The sequence below is a fragment of the Mycolicibacterium sp. CBM1 genome (genome assembly GCF_054073305.1).
Genome location: NZ_JBSXPP010000019.1, coordinates 15109 through 29911 on the forward strand (window position 1 = coordinate 15109; position 14803 = coordinate 29911).

Annotated in this window: 13 protein-coding genes; 2 read left to right on the top strand and 11 right to left on the bottom strand. The window is 66.0% G+C overall.

The features are described from left to right. Positions 1–53: 53 nt before the first annotated feature. The 9 genes from ACXDF8_RS22025 to ACXDF8_RS22065 form a co-directional block, all read right to left on the bottom strand. Positions 54–1406, bottom strand: a complete 1353-nt coding sequence (locus ACXDF8_RS22025; RefSeq protein ID WP_457225407.1) for an MCE family protein — start codon at positions 1404–1406, stop codon at positions 54–56. Further along, positions 1407–2555 (bottom strand): MCE family protein, encoded by a 1149-nt coding sequence (locus ACXDF8_RS22030; protein WP_457225408.1) that lies wholly within the window; start codon positions 2553–2555, stop codon positions 1407–1409. Further along, positions 2555–3868, bottom strand: a complete 1314-nt coding sequence (locus ACXDF8_RS22035) for an MCE family protein (RefSeq protein WP_457225409.1) — start codon at positions 3866–3868, stop codon at positions 2555–2557. Before ACXDF8_RS22035 ends, ACXDF8_RS22030 begins: the two co-directional genes overlap by 1 nt. Then, on the bottom strand, positions 3865–5181 hold the full coding sequence (locus ACXDF8_RS22040) for an MCE family protein (RefSeq protein ID WP_457225410.1): 1317 nt from the start codon (positions 5179–5181) through the stop codon (positions 3865–3867). Before ACXDF8_RS22040 ends, ACXDF8_RS22035 begins: the two co-directional genes overlap by 4 nt. Beyond that, positions 5178–6206: an MCE family protein gene (locus tag ACXDF8_RS22045; RefSeq protein ID WP_457225411.1), complete on the bottom strand. Its 1029-nt coding sequence runs from the start codon at positions 6204–6206 to the stop codon at positions 5178–5180. Before ACXDF8_RS22045 ends, ACXDF8_RS22040 begins: the two co-directional genes overlap by 4 nt. Before the next feature lie 28 nt (positions 6207–6234). Further along, entirely contained in the window at positions 6235–7608 is a 1374-nt protein-coding gene (locus tag ACXDF8_RS22050) for an MCE family protein (protein ID WP_457225412.1), read from the bottom strand. A 2-nt stretch (positions 7609–7610) separates the two neighbouring features. Beyond that, positions 7611–8465, bottom strand: coding sequence for an ABC transporter permease (locus ACXDF8_RS22055; RefSeq protein WP_457225413.1), 855 nt, complete (start codon positions 8463–8465; stop codon positions 7611–7613). 10 nt (positions 8466–8475) lie between these two features. Beyond that, complete coding sequence (locus tag ACXDF8_RS22060; RefSeq protein WP_457225493.1) at positions 8476–9189, bottom strand: MlaE family ABC transporter permease; 714 nt, start codon at positions 9187–9189, stop codon at positions 8476–8478. Positions 9190–9726: 537 nt separating this feature from the next. Then, positions 9727–11217, bottom strand: a complete 1491-nt coding sequence (locus ACXDF8_RS22065) for a PucR family transcriptional regulator (protein WP_457225414.1) — start codon at positions 11215–11217, stop codon at positions 9727–9729. 128 nt (positions 11218–11345) lie between these two features. Between ACXDF8_RS22065 and ACXDF8_RS22070 the strand changes: the two genes are divergently transcribed. Both ACXDF8_RS22070 and ACXDF8_RS22075 read left to right on the top strand, forming a co-directional pair. Then, positions 11346–12443 carry an alcohol dehydrogenase catalytic domain-containing protein gene (locus tag ACXDF8_RS22070; protein ID WP_457225415.1) on the top strand — a complete coding sequence of 366 codons (1098 nt, stop codon included), beginning with the start codon at positions 11346–11348 and terminating at the stop codon, positions 12441–12443. Positions 12444–12483: 40 nt separating this feature from the next. Continuing rightward, positions 12484–13914: an APC family permease gene (locus ACXDF8_RS22075; protein WP_457225416.1), complete on the top strand. Its 1431-nt coding sequence runs from the start codon at positions 12484–12486 to the stop codon at positions 13912–13914. A 66-nt stretch (positions 13915–13980) separates the two neighbouring features. Here the strand turns inward: ACXDF8_RS22075 and ACXDF8_RS22080 are convergent, their stop codons facing one another. Both ACXDF8_RS22080 and ACXDF8_RS22085 read right to left on the bottom strand, forming a co-directional pair. Further along, positions 13981–14211 (bottom strand): hypothetical protein, encoded by a 231-nt coding sequence (locus ACXDF8_RS22080; RefSeq protein WP_457225417.1) that lies wholly within the window; start codon positions 14209–14211, stop codon positions 13981–13983. A gap of 144 nt (positions 14212–14355) precedes the next feature. Beyond that, a complete protein-coding gene (locus ACXDF8_RS22085; protein ID WP_457225418.1) occupies positions 14356–14715 on the bottom strand; it encodes a DUF732 domain-containing protein in 360 nt (119 codons plus the stop codon). Positions 14716–14803: the final 88 nt, after the last annotated feature.

Genomic DNA, 14803 nt, shown 5'->3' on the forward strand with positions numbered 1-14803 from the left:
TTGCGTGTCGGTGCCGAGGTGAGCGTAGCGCCGTGCAGCACTGCCGCCGGCGCTCAGGATCCGGCAGGTGTGAGCATCGATTGCCATGTGCTGTTCTGGTTCGCCGGTGGTGACAGCGGTGCGACCCCCGGTGGAAGCTGGGGGATGTCCTGGCCGGACAGGGTGGCGTTAGGGTCGCCCTTCCAGTTGTTGCCCTCGTTGAGGGGCACGTACTGCTCGTTGCTCTCGCACATCGTGACGGTAGGCGCGCGCTTGCCGGGCACGGTCTCGCAGGGGATGTTGCGGGCGCCCCGGACGTTGAACTGCGAATCCTGCGGGACCCGGCAGTACAGATCGCCGGGCGCACGGTCGGGGTAGTCAACCAGGTTGGGGACGCGGACCTGCTGGGCGGGCAGGAAGCCGGTGGTGCAAGCCGGCGGGAGGTTCACATTGAGGTTGAACGACAGGTATTCGCCCTTGTAGGCCTGTTGGGTGTTCGCGTTGGCGACGAACGTCCCCTGTCCCACTCCGACTGCCTGTGGCAGGGTCACGAGCAGTTGCTCGATCGAGTCGTTGTAGTCGATGCCGACCTGCCCGACGCTGGCCAGGTTGGCCGCCAGGACCGGCAAGGTCGGCTTGAGTCGATCCAGAAGTTTGCGAGCCTCGTCGGAAGCCACGATGATGCCCTGCTGGTCGATGAATCCGGCGACCGCATCGTTGTTCTGCTGCAGGTCACTGGTGACCGTCGCGAGGTGTGATGCCCAGGCCTGGACGGCCTGCGCGGACTGGGACTGTGAATCCAGCACCGGCCTGGCGTTGTCGATGAGATTGATCAGCGGATCGAGGTTTGCGCGCGCATCGATCGCCAACGTGGTTGAGCCCTTGACGATCTGGGACAGTTGAGGGCCGAGACCGCCGACGGCTGTGTAGGCTTCGTCGATCGCGGTTTTGAGGTTGTCCCGCGGAATGGCCTGTAGCCCGGTGTTGGCGGCGTCGAGCAGCGAGTTGATGTCCGGTGGAATCGAGATGTCGGAGCGCACAATCACGTCACCGTCCTTCAACGGCCGTGACGTCCCGTTGCGGGGAAGCAGATCGACGTACTGCTCGCCGATCGCGGACTGGCTGTGCACCTCGGCTTTGAGGTCAGAGGGGATGTCGATTCCCGATTTCAGCGACAGCACCGCTTTGACACCGGTATCGGTCAGCCCCACCGACTCGACTCGCCCCACCTTTACGCCACGGTAGGTGACGTTGCCGGTGCTGTAGAGCCCGCCGCTCTCCGGCAACTCCATGCTCACGCTGTATCGGCCGACGCCGAACATTTTGGCGGGCAGTTTCAGGAATTGTAGTGCCATCACCGCGATCGCGGTCACGGCGATGAACGTGAAGATTGCGAGCTGGATCAGCATTCGTCGACTCAGATGCATTCAGGGCCCCTGATCGAATCGGTACGGTGCGACCAGTGGATTGGCCTTGGTGTAAGGGCTTGGGAACTGGCCGATGGTGCGCCCCCACTGCATCTCCAGTTCGGTGAGGTCACCCTCCCAGCGGGTGCCGGTGAAGATGCCCTGGTCGATTCGGCTCAAAGTGAGGTCGACAATCGCGGTCATGTTCGCGTAGTCCCCGCGCTGCCACTTCTCGATGGTCTCGTTGGGGAACGGGAACGTCAGGATCAGGCTCAACGCACGGGTCATGCTCGGGCCGGCGTTGGCCAGCGATTCCAGCACGGGCCCGATCTCTCTGAGTTGCTTGACCAGACTGGTCTTGCTCTGGTCGACGGTGCGGACCACCCGGTCACCGAATTTGCCCAACGCGTCGGCGGCAGCGACGAGGTTCTCGCGCTCGTTGTTGAGCACGGCCAACGCTTCAGGCACTGTCTTGAGCGCCTTGTCCAGGGTCGCCTGGTTCGCCGCGAATGTGCCGGCAACCTTGTTGAGGCTCTCGGTGGCGGCGATGACGTCGTCGGTCTGGTCGTTGAAGTTGGCGGTAAACCTGTCTAGCTCGCTGATCATGCTGCGCAGGTCCTGTTCGCGGCCGCGAAAGGCGGTGCTGAACGCTTCGGTGATGTCCTGAACCTGGCCAAGTCCACCACCGTTGAGCACCATCGAAACCGCGGCGAGGGTCTGTTCGACGGTGGGGTAGGACGCCGCGTGGGACAGCGGGATGAGCGAGCCCTCGTGCAGCCGGCCCTGCGCGGGTTCGTCTGTGGGCGGGCTCAATTCGATGTGCTGGGAGCCCAGGATGCTGGTCAGTCCGATTCTGGCGATCGAGTTGGCCGGCATCGTCACGCCGCCATCGAGGCGCATCGTCACCAGCGCATTCCAGCCCTGCAGTTCGATCTTGGTGATGTGACCAACGGTGACGTCGCCGACACGCACCCGCGAGTTGGGCTGAATGTTGTTGATATCGGGCATCTCTGCGGTGATCTCGAACGAGCCGGGTCCGTTTCCGGTCGTACCGGGCAGGGGCAACGAGTTCAGTCCCTGCCAGTTCGTAAGATCACACCCCGACGACCCGCCCGCCAGGGTCACGATCAGCGCCACGGTGACTGCCCGGCGGCACCACGCGCGGCGCATCACGAGCCACCACCGGCGGCCGGGGACATCAATCCCGCCAGTCCGGCGTTCGGGTCGGTCTGTTGTACCGGCGACCTCTCGGCCGCCAGTGGCGCACCGGGGTTCGCGGCCGGTGCGGGTGCGGCTGGCGGAGCCGGCGGCACAAAGTCCGGACGCAACCAGTCCTCGCTGTAGGTCACCTCGTTGGGCCGGGCTTGGGTCCCGACGAAGAAGTTCTCCCCGATCGGGGGGAAGTTGAATTGCCGGTTCTTGATGATCGGTGCCAGATACTGCACGCACAGCTTCGACGCCTGGTCGGCCCCGAGGCGGGATGCGGCCTGAATGGCCCCGCACAAGAACGAGATCGGGTTGGCGAAGTTGTTCACCGCCAATGCCCCGGTGAAGGCGCCGTTGGCAGGTTCGTAGATGTTGTTGAAGTTCTGGACCGTGGTCGGTGCGATGTGCAGCGTCTGCTTGATGTCGTCGAGGCTGTCGTTCAACGCGGTGCTGATGGAGGCCAGTTTGTCTGCCGTCGTCCCGATGGTCTCACCGTTCTCGTCGACAAAGGTCTTGACGTCGGCGATGACGGCATTCATGTCCACGAAGGCGTCACCGATCTTGCCGGGGTCGGAGGCCAGCACACCGCTCACCGAGGCGAGGTTGTTGTTGAGTTGCCCGAGTAGATCGCTGCTGCCGCGCAGCGCCGTGACGAGGATGGACAGGTTCTTCAACGTCGAGAAGATGTCTCCGCTGTGGTCGCCGAGCACCGACATCGCCTGGGAGAGTTTCAGAATCGTCTCGCGGATGGTTCCGCCCTGGCCGCGCAGGTTGTCCGCGGTGGTGTCGATGAACGAACCAAGCGTGCTGACCCCGCCAGGCTCGGTCGGCGCCAGTAGTTCGGTCAGGCGCTTGAGCTGGACACGGACCTCGTCCCATTCGACGGGTACGGCGGTGCGGTCGCGCGGGATGACCGCACCATCGGCGAGGGTGGGGCCGCCTGCATAGACCGGCGTCAGTTGGATGGCCCGGCCGGTGACGAGCATGGGCGACAGGATCGCTGCTTTGGCATCGGCCGGCACCGGGAACTTGCGGTCGAACCAGAATGAGACCTTGACGCCGTCGGGTTGAGGCTGGACGTTCTCCACCCGGCCCACCGGCACCCCGAGGATGCGGACATCGTCACCGGGAAACAGCGCAATGCTGTTCTCGAAGTAGCCGACGACCTGAACGCGATCCCCGTGGTCGGAAGCCCGGACGGCCAGCACGCCGCCGGCGATCACGGTGAGGGCCAGGATCGTTGCAATCAGGTTGCGGGACTTGCTCAGTGTGATCATCGCGATCCCCCGGATTGGGCGTCAGCTGGCTGTTCGCCGGGCGCTGGGACGAGGAACGGCGCCGGTGTGGGTTCGGGGACCGACGCGATCTCCGGTGGCGAGGCGCCCGGTGCAGCTGGCGGCGGGCCGCCGGGCGGCGGTGCCGGTAGCGGCTCACGGTAGGGGTAGCGGAGATCGCCCGGCTTACCGGTGATCGCGTCGGGCAGGTTGAGGTGCGGCTCACCGCCCTGTCCGGTGCGGGGGTAGGGGACCGGCAGAGCCGGCGTAGCCGGCTGGCCCACCTGGGAGTCGGTACGCAGCGAGGGCAGCAGGGTGGACGGGTCGACCCCGAGGTCGGAGAACGCCGCGTCGATGAACGGCTGGACGAACTGACCAGGGAGCAGATTGACCACGTAGGCCTTGAAGAACGGCCCGGAGGACACCGATTCGCCCAGCGACATCGCATAGCTATTGAGCCGCTTGACCGCGTCCTGGATGCGTCCCTTGCGATCGTCGACGATAGTCAAGACCCCGTTCAGCTTCTCCAGGGCCGGTCTGAGCTGTGCCCGGTTATCGGCGATGAACCCCTTGAGTTGCTTGGACACGGCCGAGATGTTGCGCCAAATCCGGTCGAGTGCTGCGCTCTGCTCGTTGAGCGCGAGCAACAGAGAGTTGGTCTGCCTGACCAGAGTGACGATCTGATCGGTCCGCTTGGCCAGCACGTCGGTGGTCTTGGCGGCGTTGTCCAGCAGATTCCGAAGCTGGGCGTCCTGCTTGTTGAGCGTCTCGGAGAACCTGGCCACCCCAGCCACCGCGTTGCGCAGATCCGGCGGGGTGTCGGCGAAGGTTTGAGCCATGGTAGCCAGCGAGGCCGACAGTTGGTCGGTGTTCAGGCCGCTGATCGTGTTGGTCAGATCGCCTAGCGCGTCGGGCAATTGGTAGGGCGATGTCGTCCGGTCGATCGGGATCGGAGCCGACAGATCGCCGTCACCGTGCGGAATGACGTCGAGCATCTTGGTGCCCAGCAGACCCTTGGTCTTGATCGCCGCGGTCGTACGCTCACCGAGGTGCACGTCGCCCTTGATCCGGAACTTCACTAAGACGTGCTGGCCGTCGAGTTCGATACTGGACACCTTGCCGATGGGTAGGCCCGAAACCTCCACGCCGGCACCGGTGAACAGCCCGCCCGCGTCGGCGAAGTAGGCCGAATAGTTGCGGCCCGGGTTGAGGAGCGGCAGTTTCTGCCAGTTCAATGCGCCCAGCACGATCCCGGTGATCACGACGGCGCCGACGGCGCCGAGGACGAAGGGGTTGCGTTCGGAAAACGATCTCATTTCGGCGTGCACCGCCCAGTGTCCTGGCCGGCCACTTTGACGTAAACCGGTTGTCCACCTTTACCATTGAGCTTCAGTACGAGGTCGCAGAGGTAGAAGCTGAAGAAGTCGCCGTACATGCCCTGCCTGCCGAGTGCCTTGTACTTGTCGGGCAGCGTGTCGATCAGCCTCTCCAGGTATTCGTGGTCGGCCACCGCGATCGCCGACACCCGATCTGTCTCCTGCACCACTTTCCTGACGGGTTCGCGTGATTGGTCGAGCAGGTCGGCGACGGTTTCCGCCGCGGCGCTGGTGCTCGTGAAGGCATTGGCAATGTCGGTCCGGCGTGCGTTGAGGCCGTCGATCAGTCCGGACAGATTCGTCACGGCCTTGTCCAGTTGGGCGCTCTGCCCGCCCAGGGTGCCCAGCACCGCGTTCAGGTTGGTGACGACCTCACCGATCAGCTGATCCCGGTCGGCCAGCGTGTTCGTCAACACTGCGGCTTGGTTCAGGAACGAGGAGATGGTGGGCCCCTGGCCTTGCAGTGCCTGATCGAGCTGCCCACTCAATGCGTTGACCTGCTCGGGATTCAGGGCGCGGAACAGCGGTTTGAACCCGCCGATCACCGAGTCCAGGTCAAGCGCGGGTGCGGTGCGGGTCACCGGGATCGTCGCGCCCGGTTGTAGGCGCCTGAGTCCGCCGGCGCCTTCTTCGAGTGCCAGGAAGCGGCCGCCGATCACGTTGTCGTAGCGGATCACCGCCCGAGTGCCTTCGGTCAGGTTGACGGTGTCGTGGGCGGAGAACTCGACGCGGACGCTCGCGTCCCGATTGATCCTGATGTCGTCGACTTTGCCCACTTCGACCCCGGCGACCCGGACGAAGTCGCCGGACTTCAGACCGGTGACATTGGTGAATTCGGCGTTGTAGGTGCTGCCTTCGCTGAATCGGAACTGCGCGAAGACGGCCAGCAGGGCGAAGGCGCCGAGCAGACAGACCGTGAGGAAGACGGCGAGGCGCCACACGGTGGCCCTCAGATTGTCCTTCACGGTCTGTTCTCCTGTCGGTGCTCACTGGTCACGGCGCGGGCGCTGCCTGCGGTGCTGGGGCCGCCGGATCGGGGGCCGGTGGCACGCCCGGCCAGAGCGGGACGCCGCCGGGGCCGTACCACGCCGCCCCGTAGGGCGGCATGCCCGGGCCGGGGTCGGGACCGGGAGCCGGTCCGGGCAGGCACTGGCGGACGCTGGGTCGCTGCGGAACAGCCCGGGTGACCGGGAACCAGTCGGCCCAACATTGTTCGCCCAGACCGGGATTGGGGCGGATGTCCAACCCGGTACCCCAGCCGGTGTCGGTGACCAGCTGGCGCACGGGGAGGTTCTTGGTGGGATCGGGCATCGACCCGCAGCTGGGTTTGCCGCCCGGCCCGCCCTTGGCGCCAACCACGGGCAGGTTGTCGGGGTACTGGTAGGCGTCGTTGCCCAGCAGCAGTGCGACGTCGAAGTTCGCCGACTTGCCGTCCCGGCCGCCCCAGATGTTGTAGGCGTCACCGGTGTTCAGTGTCCAGGTGGCGCCCTGGAGCCAGCAGGTGTAGACGGGGTTGTACTTGAGCAGCAAGTTGGTGGTGGGCTCGAGTAGGTTGATCGCGCGGACCAGGTCGGGACCGCTGGAATCCAGGAGTTCCGTTCCGGTCTGAGCGAAGCCAATCGTATTAAGTAGCAGTGCATCCAGTTGGGATGCCCGATCGGCGACGGTGGTGCTGAGCGTGCTGCCGGCATTGAGGACCGTTACGATGTCGGGTGCTGCCGCTGCGTAGGTTTCGTTGAAGTTCGTCAACGAGCGCCAGTCGTCGCGGATGATGTCGCTGCGCTCGTTGAGCACCGCGAGTACCTCGTTGAGGTCGGTGGTGGCCTGGGCCATTCGAGGTCCCTGGCCACGGACTCCGTCGGCAACCGCGGTCAGTACGGCGTTGAGCTTGGCAGGGTCGATCTTGTCGAGCAGGTTGACGACGTTCTGGAAGACGGTGTTGACCTCGGTGGTGACGTTCTTCGAGTGCAGGACAGCGCCGGCGGCCAGTCGTTGCGGACTGGGTTCGGTGGGGTAGACGAGGTCGACGAATTTCGCCCCGAAAGCGGTGGTGGCCCGGATCTGGGCGCCGACATTGGCCGGGATGTACTGGACCTGATCCGGGTCGATCTCCAGTCGCAGGGTTGCCGGTCCCTGTCCGCCGATGACCTGGCCCACCTGGCCGACCGGAACGCCGCGCATCTTGACCTTCGCGCCGCTTTCCATCACCAACCCGGAGCGATCGGCGGTCACCGTGACCGGCACGTAAGACCGGAAGGTGCCTGCGAAAAGCGCTGCGGTGACAAAGAAGAAGATGGCGACTGCGAGGAGCAGGATCATTGTCCACCACTTGTCGGGTAGGCGTTCCTCGCCGGGGCGGGCTTCCATCGCTAGCCCGCAAGGTTGAAATTGCCGGACTGGCCGTACACGGCCAGTGAGATCATCACGATTTCGACTGCGGCCACGACCATGGACGTGCGTACCGCGCGCCCTACCGCCTCACCCACGCCGGCCGGCCCACCCTTGGCGGTATACCCGTAGAAGGTGTGCACCAGCATGATGACGATGGTGATCGCCACCGACTGCATGAATGACCAGATGACGTCGGTGGGGTTGAGGAAGGTATTGAAGTAGTGATCGTAGACGCCGGACCCCTGACCGTAGATCACCACGGTTCCGGTGCGGGCGGCTAGGAACGCCATCATGACGGCGATGCAGTACAGCGGGATGACCACGATGACCCCCGCCAGGACTCGGGTCGCGGCCAGGTACGTGACCGAACGGATACCGATGACTTCCAGCGCATCGATCTCCTCGTTGATCCGCATCGCCCCGATCTGCGCGGTGGCGCCCGCGCCGATGGTCGCCGACAACGCAACGGAGACGGTTCCCGGGACGATCAGTCGGACATTGAAGAACGCCGAGGCGAATCCGGTCAGCGCCTCGAAACCGACGGAGGCCAACTGGTTGTAACCCTGGACGGCCACCAGCGCGCCGGTGGTCATGGTCAGGAAGCCGACGATGGCGACGGTTCCGCCCACCACGGCCAAAGCGCCTGCACCCAAACCCATCTGCGCGATCAGGCGCAGCAGTTCCTTGTTGTACCGGGTGGCAGCTTCGGGGATGACGGCCAGAGTTTTGACATAGAACCGGGTTTGGGCACCGATGCGGTTCCATCCGGCGGACAGGTCGCGCAGGCCGCTCCCCAGTTTCGGATGCAGTCGGCTCGGGGTGTTGACGCTCACCGGTCCACCTTCACGACACCGTGAATTGGATGCCGACGGCAGTGACGATGACGTTGATCGCGAACAGCACCATGAACGTGAACACCACGGTTTCGTTGACGGCATGGCCCACACCGGCCGGGCCACCGCCGACAGAGATGCCCTTGTAACAGGCGATCAACCCGGCAGCTAGGCCGAAAAGTGTTGCTTTGGTGAGCGATACGATGACATCGCCAACCCCGGTCAGCAGCGTCAGGCCGGCCGCGAATGCCCCCGGCGAGACGTGCTGGATGTAGACGCAGAAGATGTAGGCGCCGGCGAGGCCAGCCAGGATGACCGTGGCAGACAGTGCGAGCGCCACCGTGGTGGCGGCCAGCACGCGGGGAACGACGAGCGCCTGGATGGGGTCGATGCCCATGACGCGCAACGCGTCCAGCTCCTCCCGGATGGTGCGCGCACCGAGGTCGGCGCACATGGCGGTGGCGCCGGCGCCGGAGACCACGAGCACCGTGACGATCGGTCCGATCTGGTTGACCGTGCCGACGGCTGCGCCGGTTCCGGAGAAGTCGGCCGCGCCGAACTCGCCGAGCAGGATGTTGAACGTGAACACCAACAACACGGAGTACGGCAGTGTCAGCATCAGGGCGGGTACGACCGATACCCGCGCCACGAACCACGTCTGCAGTAGATATTCGCGCCACGCGAATGGCGGCCGGAACATCACCACGACGGTGTCCAGGGTCATGCCGATGAATCCGCCGAGGGCCCGCACGGGTTTGGCGGTGAGTGTTCCTGCGCTCAAGTGTGCTTACCCCGCAAACTGCGCGCGATCCGGCCAGGGGGACCGGAACGCATCGCCGACGCTGACCCGACAAGCGGTTTCGGTGCCGCCTCGGTGGCGGAATAAGCCCGGCTCAGAGTGCTACAGGCTGCTTTATTCACCGCAGGCGCATCCTCGTCCGGCAACATGGCGAGAACGCTATCGGGCTACCGCCTAGGTAGCTGCATCTCAAATGAGGGGTTTCTGTACCCCCAAAGAGCGAATGGGTGGATTGGCCTCGCGGTGGCGCGGATCCGCGCGATACCCACGTCCGTTCGAATTGTCACCGCGGCCGTGGCGAAGCGTCCGCTGCCGGCACCTGCGGCAGATGCCGCGTATATCCGTTGTGGTGCAGTGACTTCGGCACGCACCGGACGATGTCGGCCTCCGTGTTTCACGCCCGGTCAGACCGTGGTGGCATGTGAATTGACGGTCGAGTCGGCGTCGATGGCCCGGCCCTGGTCAGCGGCCTGCTGGGTCAGGCTGAGCTGAGGTGCCGGTGACGTGCGCCGTCGAGCTGGCTTCCAGCGCCCGGATGGCCAGCCACGCCGTGGCACGGTCGTCGGGGTTGGCCATCGACATCTGAGTCAGTTGCTCGATCTGACGGATCCTGGCAGCGAGGGTTTGGCGGTGGATGCGCAGACGCTTGGCCGTCGCACCCCACACGCCGTGCTCGGCCAGGTAGATCTCCAGCGTCCGGGTCAGCGGCCCGTGCCGGCCGTCGTCGTCGCGCAAGGGATCCAGTACCGCGGCGATGCGGGTGGTGGCGCTGTCGTCGAGGTGCTCGAGGACGTGACTAACCGTGGCCAGCGACCGGTACCAGACCACCGGGCGGGCATCGACCACCGCAACCTCCAGGGCCTGGCGTGCTTCGGCCGCCGAGCGAGCCAACATCTGGGCCCGCGCCGGCGAGCCCAGGCCCAGCCGCAGCGGCATCCGTGCCTCCCCGCTGAGCTCCTCCACGATGCGGGCGAGCTCACCGGCGCGGTCGTCACGCACGAATCCCAATAGCTGGCCCTGGTTTTCGGCCAGCACGTGGGCGGCGCCGAGGTCATCGAGCCAGCGGATCGCCAGACGTTCGGGATCGATGGTGCGGGAGCGGGAAGCGACCGCGAACGCGGTCAGCGAGGTTTCGTGAACTCCCCAGCGCCGCAACAGCGATGCCGCCTCGGGCCCACCGCGCAGCAGCGTCGACACCATGACTTCGCGGCCGAGGCGTTCGGTGGCCGGATCGTCGGCGGTGCGCAGCAACAGATCGAGCAGGGCCGCGGCCTGCGAGGCCAGATCGCGACTACGGCTCGTCGACCCTCGGGCGCCGATGACCAGGTGGGCGCTGATGTCCTCGCCCTGCCCGACGGGATGCACCTGCAGTCCGGTGTGCCGGACTCGGACCGGGCGATGAAAGGCCACTGCTATCGCGTCGCGAATGTGCAGGCCACCGGCACCGGTCGCGGTGATGACCTCGCCGCGGGCATCGAGCAGCACCGCCCAGCCGTCGACTCGGCGAGCGAGTTCGGTGACCACCGCGACCACGCCGCCGCGGCGGGCGACTTGTGTCAGGACCTTGGTGCCCGTCGTGACGCGGCGGTCTTCGGCGGCCTGATCGGTGGCCAGTCGAGCGGCCAGCCGGGCATGGACGACCTCGACGGCGGCGGCACCGGCAACGATTGCGGTGACACCCGCCGAGGCGAACTCGCGCATCAGCTCGTCGGGTGGGTGAGCTCCCGCGACGACGGCGACGGAGGTAGTGAGCGCCGTGGTCCGCTCCGGGTCGCCCAGCGCCTCCGCGAACTCCTCAGGGGTGCCGGTCACCAACGTGGCGAAGCCCGGGGGACTGCCTACGACGAACTCCGTCACCCGGACGGCATCGTCGACCGTCGTGGCCCCGTCGACGTCGGCGGCGAGGAAGTCGGCCCCCAGGAATCCGGCGATCGCCCGCACGTCATACGCCACGCCGGCAGTGTACAGATTGGTGGTTTTTGGCTACTAATCCACACATTTGCACACTGACGAACGGGCCGTCTGCTCCCTAGCATTCGAGCGTTCACTTCGAGTTCGTCCGAGCCCTGCGAGGTATCCGCGTGAAAGCGATCGTCTTCCGAGACCCCCAGTCCCCGATCGAACACATCGACGTCGATCTGGCCGGCCCCAAGGCCGGTGAGGTACGGGTACGCATCGCCGCCGCCGGGGTGTGCCATTCCGACCTGCACGTCAAGCACGGTGATTGGGAGGCCCCCGCCCCGTTGGTGATGGGCCACGAAGGCTCGGGTGTGGTCGTCGAACTCGGTGCGGGCGTCACGTCGCTGGCCGTCGGCGACCACGTCGTGCTGTCCTGGGTGCCGCCGTGCGGCGAATGCCGGTATTGCCGGTCCGGGCACGAGGCCCGCTGCCAGAAGGTCGCCACCGTGGTCGCGCCCAAAGGTGTGCTGTTCGACGGCACGTCACGGTTGTCCCTCGGCGGCGAACCCCTGCACCACTACCTGGGTGTGTCGTCCTTCGCGGAAGAGGTCGTCGTACCGGCATCGGGCGCGGTCAAGGTCCGCGACGACGCACCGCTGGACGTGATCGCGGTAGTCGGCTGCGCAGTAGCCACAGGCGTCGGCGCGGTGCTCAACACCGCCGCGGTCGAGCCGGGCGCGACCGTCGCGGTGATCGGATGCGGCGGCGTCGGCCTCAACGTTGTCCAGGGAGCCAGGCTCGCCGGCGCCGAGCGGATCATCGCCATCGACGTCCGACCCGACAAGACCGCGCTGGCAATGCAATTCGGTGCCACTGACCGCATCGACGCCTCCGGCGGCGACCCGGTGCAGCAGCTGCTCGCGATGGTGCCCGACGGAGTCGACTACGCCTTCGACGCGTTCGGGCACACCAGTACCACCGAGCAGGCGATCCAGATGCTCGGCCTGGGCGGAGCCGCGGTGATCGTCGGGCTACCGAAGACCGGCGCCAAAGCGTCGTTCGAACCGTTGGTGCTCGCCGAAGCCGACCAGCGCATTCTCGGGTCGAACTACGGCTCGGTACGCCCGCTGATCGATATTCCCGCGCTGGTGGACCGCTACATGGACGGCCAGCTCAAGCTCGACCCGCTGGTGTGGGGTCGGCGGCCGCTGAGCGAGGCCGCCGCGGCCTTCGACGACCTCGAGTCCGGCGAAGCGCTGCGTACCCTGCTCATCCCGTGACCGCCGCCGCCACCTCGTCGAACACCCAGGAGCACCTCTGATGTCTGAAACCACCCAGGTCACCGCCCCGACCGATGCGGGCCTGCGCCGCGGCGTCATGTCGGGCCCCGAGCTCGCCGCCCAGGCGATCGCCAACATCGCGCCCAGCGCGGTGATCGCGTTCACCGCCGCCGCCATCTACCTCAGTGCCGGCAACGGCACGATCCTGTCGTTCGCCCTGGCGACCGTCGTGATCCTGGCCGTGGGGTACTGCGTCGTGGTGTTCGCCCGGCGCAACGCCTCGGCGGGATCGCTCTACACCTACGTCGCCAAGGGACTCGGCCCCTCAGGGGCCTACCTCGCTGGGGTGACGCTGCTGATCGGTTGTTGGGGCATCGCGGCGGGCTCACTCGGCGGTGCGGTGTCCTACGTCAACGACTTCCTGGTGTTGCTGGGCATCCCGGCGAACGGAGCCGCCTGGAAGATCGCACTGGCGGTCATCCTCGGTGGGCTGGCCACGCTGTTCACCATCCGCGGAATCAGGCTCTCGGCCCGGGTGTCGCTGGTGCTCGAGTTGCTCTCGGTCACCATCATCACCATCCTGCTGATCCTGGCGCTGGTGTGGGCAGGACCGGCTGCCTGGGACCCGGCCCAGTTCTCGCTCACCGACGTGCCGCTGCAGGGTGTTGCGTCCGGAATGGTGCTGGGCATCCTCGGATTCGTCGGCTTCTCCTCGGCCGACGCGCTGGGCCGCGAGGCCCGCAACCCGTACACAGCGATTCCGCGAGCCATCATCTGGAGCGCCGTCGTGGTCGGCGTGCTCTACGTGTTCGCGGCCTACACCCAGATCGCCGTCCTCAAGGAGGGACTGGCCGACAGTGCCAGTCCGCTTCAGGACATCGCGACGATGATCGGGATGCCGTCCTGGTTCACCCCGATTCTGACCTTCGGGGTCGGTGCGTCCTTCTTCGCCGTCGTTGTCGCACCACTGAACGTGGTCGGGCGCATCGTGTACGTCATGGGCAAGGAGGGCGTGGTCGCCGAACGATTCGGGCGCACGCACGAGGGGCACCTGACACCGCACCGCGTCCTGCTCATCGCCGGACCGTCGGCGATCGCACTCGACGTGGTGTTGTTGGCCGCCGGTGTGCATCCGATGGACATCGTCGTGTGGGTGGACACCTACGGGACCTACGGCTACATGGTCGCCTACGCCCTAGTTGCCATCGCCTGCGTTGCCTACACCACACGGGCCGGCATGCCGAACAAGCTGGTGTGGACTGCTGCGGTGGTCGCGGTGGTGGCGATGGCCTATACGTTCTTTGCCAACGTGTATCCGGTACCGTCGTTCCCGCTCAACGTAATTCCGTATGTGTTCCTGGCGAGTGTGGCGGTCGCGCTGGTCTGGTTCTATCGGCTCAAGCGGACCAGGCCCGAGGTGATCGCCCGGATCGGTGAGACCGAGACGGACATGCTCGATGGGGTGGGCTGACGTCCTGTGCGGCCGACCTGGCCACGGGGCAGGTCGGCAACCGCGGCGCACGATGGCGCCGGCGACTTACTTGTGCGCGGGGCGCTTCAGCAGGTACTGAAGCCAGCGAACGTCGATCAACATGTGTTTCAACGTAGGGCCGAAAATTAAGGTGGCGGGTCCGTAGCGGTAATACGTCGCTAAGAATATTTGCCAGAACGCCATTATGTTCGCCGACGTCGTCCCGTCGTTGCGGCCGCGGTCGGTGACGAAGGCCCGCTGACCCGGGCCGTTGGCGTCGCGGCGCCGGTCCGGCACGGCGGCACCGGAAATTGCCGGTGATCGGGGCATCCCGGTACGGCTGGCGCCGAACCGGTTTGGGCCGCCGTGCCGGTGGCACTACCGATCAGGTGACGAACACCGCAGCTTGGACTGCGCGAATCACCTTGGGGTGCACGGAAATTACGCAGCGGGGACGTAGCCAGCCGCGGATTGGCGCAACTGCCAGATCGAGGCCGGGCAGAGTTCCTGAGCGGACTGGCTGATCAGATACGACGCCTGGAACTCGTCGCTGGTGGCGAAGTCGGACTTGATGGTGTTCACCAGTTGTCCGTAGCTCACCCCGGAGTTGATCTGGTCGCAGAGGCCGTACCCGTAGGACAGTGCGGCGTCGGCATTGGCGAAGTTGTAGCCGGGCCGGACGGTCACGTTGACCAGATAGGCGACGGTGTCGGCATGGGCCGGCTGGGCGGTGGCCAGCGTCGCGGCGGCGCCGAGAGCGGCCAGCGTCGTGGTGAACAAGCGGGGTGCAATGGTGCGCATGGCCATGAGTCTCTCGCTGATCGTCGGCCCTGGTCAGGGCGGTGGTATCCGGGAAATATACCCCCGACATGCACTGCGGTGATCTACG